Origin of the sequence: Streptomyces sp. NRRL B-24572 (assembly GCF_002156145.1) — a bacterium.
In the GTDB taxonomy this organism is placed as follows: domain Bacteria; phylum Actinomycetota; class Actinomycetes; order Streptomycetales; family Streptomycetaceae; genus Streptomyces; species Streptomyces vietnamensis.
Window position 1 is genome coordinate 1 of record NZ_MWIG01000436.1, and the last position, 6,787, is coordinate 6,787.

Here is a 6,787-nt window from a genome sequence, read left to right on the forward strand (position 1 = left end):
CTCACCGAGCCCCTGGTCCGACGCCCTGACACGGGGGCCCTGGAGCCCGCGTCCTGGGAGGAGGCGCTCGCCGCCGTCGCCGACGGGCTGCGCCGGACCCGCGCCGACCACGGTCCCGATGCCGTGGGGGTCTTCGGCGGCGGCGGCCTCACCAACGAGAAGGCGTACACGCTCGGCAAGTTCGCCCGGGTCGTGCTCGGCACCTCTCAGATCGACTACAACGGGCGCTTCTGCATGTCCTCCGCCGCGGCCGCGCACCAGCGGGCCTTCGGCCTCGACCGGGGACTCCCCTTCCCCCTGGAGGACATCCCGAAGACCGGCTGCGTCGTCCTCGTCGGGTCCAACCTCGCCGAGACCATGCCGCCCGCCCTGCGCTACCTCACCGAGCTGAGGGAGAACGGCGGGAAGCTCATCGTCGTCGACCCGCGCCGCACCCGCACCGCCGAGCAGGCCGACCTGCACCTCGCGCCGCGCCCCGGCACCGACCTCGCGCTCGCCCTCGGCATGCTGCACCTCGTGGTCGCCGAGGGGCGGGTCGACGAGGCGTTCGTCGAGGAGCGCACCGACGGCTGGGAGGGCGCCCGCGCCGGGGCCATGTCCCACTGGCCCGAGCAGGTCGAGCGGATCACCGGCGTGTCCGTGCCGCAGCTCCGCGAGGCCGTCGCGATGTTCTGCGACGCCGAGAACGCCATGGTGCTGACCGCGCGCGGCCCCGAGCAGCAGTCCAAGGGCACCGACACCGTCGGCGCCTGGATCAACCTCTGCCTCGCCACCGGCAGGGCGGGCCGACCGCTGAGCGGCTACGGCTGCCTCACCGGCCAGGGCAACGGCCAGGGCGGCCGCGAGCACGGCCAGAAGGCCGACCAGCTGCCCGGCTACCGCAAGCTCGACGACCCCGCCGCACGCGCGCACGTGGCCGGCGTGTGGGGCGTCGCACCGGAGTCGCTGCCGGGGCCCGGGCGGAGCGCGTACGAACTCCTCGACGCGCTCGGCGGCGAGATCAAGGCCCTGCTCCTCATGGGGTCCAACCCGGTCGTCTCCGCGCCGCGCGCCGCGCACGTCGAAGGGCGCCTCCGCTCGCTCGACTTCCTCGCCGTCGCCGACGTCGTGCTCTCCGAGACCGCCGAACTCGCCGACGTCGTCCTGCCCGTGACCCAGTGGGCGGAGGAGACGGGGACCATGACCAACCTGGAGGGGCGGGTGCTGCTGCGCCGCCGCGCCCTCACCGCTCCGGCGGGGGTGCGCAGCGACCTGGAGGTGCTGCACGGGCTCGCCGGGCTGCTCGGCCGGGAGAAGGGCTTCCCGACCGACCCGGAGGAGGTCTTCGACGAGCTGCGCCGCGCCTCGGCGGGCGGGCCCGCCGACTACGCGGGCATCAGCTACCGGCGGATCGAGGAGGAGCAGGGCGTCTTCTGGCCCTGCCCCGGGCCCGAGCACGCGGGCACACCCCGGCTGTTCCTCGACCGGTTCGCGACGGCCGACGGGCGGGCCCGGTTCGTGCCGGTGGTGCACCGGGCGGCGGCCGAGGAGACGGACGCCGAGTACCCGGTGGTCCTGACGACCGGCCGGGTCGTGTCCCAGTACCAGTCGGGGGCGCAGACCCGGCGGGTCGACGAGCTGAACGCGGCGGCCCCGGGGCCGTTCGTGGAACTGCACCCGAGGCTCGCCGAGCGGCTCGGGGTCACCGAGGGCGAGGAGCTCGCGGTGGTCTCGCGGCGCGGGCGGGCCGTCGCCCCGGCCCGGATCACCGCGTCCATCCGGCCGGACACGGTCTTCATGCCGTTCCACTGGTACGGGAAGGGGCGGGCGAACACCCTGGTGAACCCGGCGCTCGACCCGGTCTCCCGGATGCCCGAGTTCAAGGTGTGCGCGGTCCGCCTGGAAAGGGTCCCTGCGGCCGGTCCGGAAAGGGTCCCTGCGGCCGGTCCGGAAAGGGTCCCTGCGGCCGGCCCGGAAAGGGTCCCCACTGCCGGTCCGGAAAGGGTCCCTACGGCCGGTCGAACCAGTCCCCGCTCTCGATGACCGGGCCGAGGGGCGCGTCCGGGGACGCCAGGAACACCCAGGCGGACACCCGCGCCCCGTCGCGCACCCGTTCGACGTCCATCGCCACCCGCTCGTACCCGACGGGCAGCTCCAGGCGGTCGAGCAGCCCGAACAGATCGCTGTAGTCGCCGGACGAGGGCGTGAGCAGGGTGCCGACCACCCGGCCCCCGTGCGCCGGGACGACGTACGGATAGCCGGGCCCGTCGTGCAGGACGGCCCCGTGCAGCACGGCGTCCGCCTCGGTGCCGATCCGGCCGGCGAGGAACCGGTCGTGGTTGTACCCGCCCGGGCGCAGCGTCCCGTACACGAAGAACGGCCGCTCCTCGCCCACCGGGTGCTCGATCATCCGGGCCGCCGTGGTCTCCCGCTCGACCCAGCGGGCGTACTCCTCGCTGACCCGGGCCACCCGGGTGGCGAGGATCTCGGGCGTCTCGTAGTCGTGGGCGGCGAGGAGGTGCGCCTCCAGGGCCTGGTAGTGGGCCTCGGTGGTCTTGAACACCACCTCCCACTCCTCGGCCGTCTCGATCGCGCCCTGCCAGTGGTAGACGGAGGTCACGGGCCCGTTGATCTGCGCGCAGGCGACGAGCCGGGCCTCGACGGCGCCGCGCGCCAGGGCGTCGGCCTTGGCGCGGGCGTCGGTGGTGGTGCGGACGGTGACGATCACGTCTCCACCGTACGGGCGAACTGGGCGGCGTGCAGCCGGGCGTAGGCTCCCCCGGCGGCGAGGAGTTCCTCGTGGGTGCCCTGCTCGGCGATCGCGCCGCCCTCCATCACCAGGATCGTGTCGGCGTCCCGGATCGTGGAGAGCCGATGGGCGACGACGAAGCTGGTGCGGCCCGCGCGCAGGGAGGTCATGGCCTGCTGGACGAGGAGTTCGGTACGGGTCACGTGCGTTCCGGGGCGCCGTACGGTGAGGGCATGACGACACCTCCCCCGCACATCGAGATCGACGGCACCCCGGCGGCCGATCCGGGGCTCCTCGCCGTCCTCATGAGCGGCTACGGCCACTTCACGGCGATGCAGGTACGGGACGGGCGCGTGAAGGGCCTCGCCCTGCACCTCGACCGCCTCGACCGCTCGACGCGCGAGCTCTTCGGCCGGGAGCTGGACGGCAAGCGGGTGCGCGAGCTCGTCACCGGGGCCCTCGCGGACGCCGGGCGGCGGGACGCCTCGGTCCGGGTGTACGTGTACGAGGGCGCCCGCACCGTGGTGACCGTCGCGGACCCGGCCCCCGACGGCCCCGGCGCCCCGCAGCGCCTGACGGCCGTCGACTACTGGCGGCCCGCGCCGCACATCAAGCACCTGGGCGGCTTCGGCCAGCGCTACCACGGCACGGCGGCCCGGCGGGCCGGCTTCGACGAGGCCCTGCTGACCTCCCCGTACGGCGAGATCGCCGAGGGCGCGGTCACCAACATCGCCTTCTGGGACGGCACTTCGGTGGTCTGGCCGTCGGCGCCCTGCCTCGCCGGGATCACGATGGCCCTCCTGGAGCCGCGCCTGCCCTCGGTCCGCCGCCCGGTCACCGTGGCCGACCTGCCGGGCTACCGGGCCGCGTTCGTCACCAACTCCCGGACGATCGCGCCCGTGACGGCGATCGACGGGGTGACGTTCGCGGTGGACGAGGAGCTGATGGGGCGGGTCTTCGCGGCGTACGGGGCGGTGGAGGGGGACGAGCTCCGGCCGTAGCGCGCGCTCCGGGTCCTCCGGGGGGTGCCCAGCCGGGCCCCCGGGGCACGCGGAGGGGGTAGCTCACCCGTTCGGCACGGGCCGTCACCCGACACCCCATGAACCGCTCTGACCTGCGAAAACGTCCGAAATCCAGGCGACACACCGTATCGGACGGAGCAATCCTGATGATCCATCAGCAGGCGGGGCGCGCGGCGCGGCTCTTATCTCGGTCTCAGAAGGTCCGGCTCCGGGATGTCCCTCCCGGCAGGACCAGCCGGCATGACCGCTCGCGCGCCCCGGAGGACCCCCATGCGCACCACTGCCCGTCTGTTCACCGGTACCGCGCTGGCGGTCGTCGCGATCGGGGCGTTCGCCGCCCCCGCGGCGTACGCGGACAACGACCCCTCATCGTGGAACAGCGAGAGCCACGAGTCGAGCGGGAACCACGAGTCGAACGGCAACCACGAGTCGCTGGAGATCAATCCGTCGTCCGTGTCCCCCGGCGAGACCGTCACCGTGAACACGCTCGCCTGCGGCAAGCACGGGCACGGTGTCGGCGACGCGAACTCGCTCGGCGCGGGCGAGTTCCAGCTGAAGCCGAGCACGCACAAGGAGGTCGTGGTCGGACAGTTCGAGGTGCCGGAGCACGTCAAGGCCGGTTCCTACTGGATCAGCGTGGCCTGCGACAACGGCAAGACCGCCCGGGGCGACCTGTGGGTCAAGCACCGGAGTCCCAGCGGCCACGTCCAGACCGGTGTCGGGGGCAGCGTCGGCCCCGACACCGCCCAGGTCACGGCGGGCGCGGCGGTGCTGGCCGCGGCTGCCGTCGGCGGGGTCTGGCTCCTGCGTCGCCGGGCGAGCGGCGCGCAGGACCACTGAGACCACCGCCCGTCCTGCCCCCGCCGCGCGCCCGTACACGGCCCGGCGGGGGCAGGGCCACATGCACGAAGCGACCGAGGGACCGAGGGAATCCAGGTGAGCGACAAGAGCAAGGGGTGGGTCATAGCCGTGGCCGCCGGTGCCGGAATCTGGCTCGTCCAGAACGGCTCGGAGACCGTCACCCCGCCCGTGCCGTCGGCCGCGCAGGCCTTCGCCGCCGGGCCGAGCGTGCACACCGACGCCGCCGCCGACCCGCTGCCGCCCTCGCCGCCGGTCCGGCTGCGGATCCCCGAGACCGACGTGGACGCCCCGATGATGCGGCTCGGCCTCAAGGAGAACGGCGCGCTCGACGTGCCGCCGGCCGCGGACCGGAACATGGCCGGCTGGTACGGGGACGGCACCGCGCCCGGCGCCAAGGGCACCGCGATCATCGCGGGCCACGTCGACAACGCCGACGGACCCGCCGTCTTCTACACGCTCGGCGCGCTCAAGAAGGGCCACCGGATCGAGGTGGACCGGCAGGACGGGAAGACCGCCGTGTTCACGATCGACGCGATCGAGGTGTACGACAACAAGGACTTCCCGTCCCGGAAGGTGTACGACGAGGCCGGCCGGGCCGAGATCCGGGTCATCACCTGCGGCGGCGGCTTCTCGAAGAAGAACGGCTACCAGGGGAACGTGGTCGCCTTCGGCCACCTCATCGGGGTCCGCTGAGAGATCACGCCCACTGGTCGAAGGCCAGCTTCGCGACCAGCGAGAGCACCACGACGAGCAGGACGCCGCGGACGAACTCGGCCCCCTTGCTCAGCGCCATCCGCGCCCCGAGCGTCCCGCCGACCAGGTTGAAGACGGCCATGACGGCCGCGAGCTGCCAGTACACGCTGCCCTGGTACGCGAACATGGCGAGCGCGCCCGCGTTGGTGCAGACGTTCACGATCTTCGCGGTGGCGGAGGCGGTCACCAGGTCCAGGTGGAGCACGGCCGTCAGCGCGAGGACGAGGAAGGTCCCGGTGCCGGGACCGAACAGGCCGTCGTAGAAGCCGATCCCGCCGCCGACGACCACGATCGCGGTCACGATCCGCGCCCGGGTCAGCGGCGCCCGCTCCTCCCCCTCGACCTTCGCGCCGAAGGAGGGCCGCAGCATCACGAAGGCCGCGACCGCGAGCAGCACCACCATGATCACCGGGCGCAGGACCTCGCTGCTGATCCCGGCCGCGAAGAACGCGCCGCCCATCGATCCGACGAGGGCCGCGAGCCCGATCCGCACCGCCGTCCACACCCGCACGGGCGCCTTGCGGAGATAGGTGATCGCGGCGCCGGTCGTGCCCACGATCGAGACGGCCTTGTTGGTGCCGAGGACGTACGCGGCCGGGACGTGCGGGAGACCGAGCAGCAGGGCGGGCAGCTGGAGCAGCCCGCCACCGCCCACCACGGCGTCGATCCAGCCCGCCACGAGGGCGGCGAGGCAGAGCAGGACGAGGGTGGTCAGCGAGATGTCGGGCATGGTCGCGAGCCTAGGGAGGCGATCGTTGCCCCGTCCATCGATCGCTTGATCGTTGAGCTGGTTCTGAGCTTGCGGCGCCCGGCTCACGGTCGGGGCGGGCCTCACAGCGGCATCCGGCCCGGACGGAGATCAGCGTTCCGTCCGGGAAACAGCCGGGATGCCGACGGGTAACACCGGCCCCGCACCCTTCCGGTATGAGTACACGGATCGTGGTGGTCGGGGGCGGAACGGCGGGCGCCCGGCTCGCCCAGCGCCTGCCCGTCACCCTCCTCGGCGAGGAACCGCACGCCCCCTACAACAGGGTGCTGCTCGCCGACGTCCTCGCCGGACGGTACGCCCCGGAGGTCATCGCCCTGCCCGGAACCCGGGAGCCGGTACGGCTCGGGGTCCGGGCGGTACGGATCGACCGGGCGGCCCGGACGGTCGAGTGTGCGGACGGCTCGCTGGTCGGGTACGACCGCCTGGTCCTGGCGACGGGCTCGAACCCGGTCCTCCCACCGCTGCGGGGCCTGCGGGGCGCGGCGCTCCCGGCCGGCGTCCATCCCTTCCGCACGCTCGACGACTGCCTGTCGCTGCGCGCGCTCGTACGCCCCGGGGTGCGGGCCGTCGTCATCGGCGGCGGGCTCCTCGGCGTCTCGGCCGCGCGGGCCCTCGCGGCGCTCGGCGCGGAGGTGGTCCTGGCGCAGCAGGGCG

The 6,787-nt window shown here is 73.8% G+C and carries 7 protein-coding genes and 2 pseudogenes; 5 read left to right on the forward strand and 4 right to left on the reverse strand.

Going from position 1 to position 6,787, the window contains the following annotated elements:
* Window positions 1-2,022, forward strand: a 2,022-nt coding sequence (locus CCN56_RS25065) for a molybdopterin oxidoreductase family protein (RefSeq protein WP_256962126.1), incomplete at its 5' end; no start/stop codon positions are given.
* Here the strand turns inward: CCN56_RS25065 and CCN56_RS44840 are convergent.
* The 3 genes and pseudogenes from CCN56_RS44840 to CCN56_RS25075 all read right to left on the reverse strand — a co-directional run.
* Window positions 1,988-2,389, reverse strand: coding sequence for a gamma-glutamylcyclotransferase family protein (locus CCN56_RS44840; RefSeq protein WP_256962127.1), 402 nt, complete (start codon window positions 2,387-2,389; stop codon window positions 1,988-1,990). The genes CCN56_RS25065 and CCN56_RS44840 overlap by 35 nt on opposite strands.
* A gap of 12 nt (window positions 2,390-2,401) precedes the next feature.
* Window positions 2,402-2,707, reverse strand: a pseudogene (gene cutA, locus CCN56_RS44845) (divalent-cation tolerance protein CutA); the annotation flags it as partial.
* A pseudogene (locus tag CCN56_RS25075) lies at window positions 2,704-2,928 on the reverse strand (ABC transporter ATP-binding protein); the annotation flags it as partial. The pseudogenes CCN56_RS25075 and cutA, both read right to left, overlap by 4 nt.
* A gap of 33 nt (window positions 2,929-2,961) precedes the next feature.
* Here CCN56_RS25075 and CCN56_RS25080 point away from each other — a divergent pair.
* The 3 genes from CCN56_RS25080 to CCN56_RS25090 all read left to right on the forward strand — a co-directional run bounded on the left by CCN56_RS25080 (window position 2,962) and on the right by CCN56_RS25090 (window position 5,304).
* Window positions 2,962-3,729: an aminotransferase class IV gene (locus tag CCN56_RS25080; RefSeq protein ID WP_086830216.1), complete on the forward strand. Its 768-nt coding sequence runs from the start codon at window positions 2,962-2,964 to the stop codon at window positions 3,727-3,729.
* Between the two features lie 291 nt (window positions 3,730-4,020).
* Window positions 4,021-4,590 carry a hypothetical protein gene (locus tag CCN56_RS25085; protein ID WP_086830210.1) on the forward strand — a complete coding sequence of 190 codons (570 nt, stop codon included), beginning with the start codon at window positions 4,021-4,023 and terminating at the stop codon, window positions 4,588-4,590.
* Window positions 4,591-4,686: 96 nt separating this feature from the next.
* On the forward strand, window positions 4,687-5,304 hold the full coding sequence (locus CCN56_RS25090; protein ID WP_086830212.1) for a class F sortase: 618 nt from the start codon (window positions 4,687-4,689) through the stop codon (window positions 5,302-5,304).
* Window positions 5,305-5,308: 4 nt separating this feature from the next.
* Here CCN56_RS25090 and CCN56_RS25095 read toward each other — a convergent pair whose 3' ends face one another.
* A complete protein-coding gene (locus tag CCN56_RS25095; protein ID WP_086830214.1) occupies window positions 5,309-6,094 on the reverse strand; it encodes a TSUP family transporter in 786 nt (261 codons plus the stop codon).
* A gap of 194 nt (window positions 6,095-6,288) precedes the next feature.
* Here CCN56_RS25095 and CCN56_RS25100 point away from each other — a divergent pair.
* A partial coding sequence (locus tag CCN56_RS25100; protein ID WP_179199980.1) for an FAD-dependent oxidoreductase occupies window positions 6,289-6,787 on the forward strand: 499 nt, incomplete at its 3' end.

Bases quoted from the DNA above. Each gene is read 5' to 3' on its own strand.
- CCN56_RS44840 (WP_256962127.1), bottom strand. From the start codon at position 2,389: ATGATCGAGCACCCGGTGGGCGAGGAGCGGCCGTTCTTCGTGTACGGG.
- CCN56_RS25080 (WP_086830216.1), top strand. From the start codon at position 2,962: ATGACGACACCTCCCCCGCACATCGAGATCGACGGCACCCCGGCGGCC.
- CCN56_RS25085 (WP_086830210.1), top strand. From the start codon at position 4,021: ATGCGCACCACTGCCCGTCTGTTCACCGGTACCGCGCTGGCGGTCGTC.
- CCN56_RS25095 (WP_086830214.1), bottom strand. From the start codon at position 6,094: ATGCCCGACATCTCGCTGACCACCCTCGTCCTGCTCTGCCTCGCCGCC.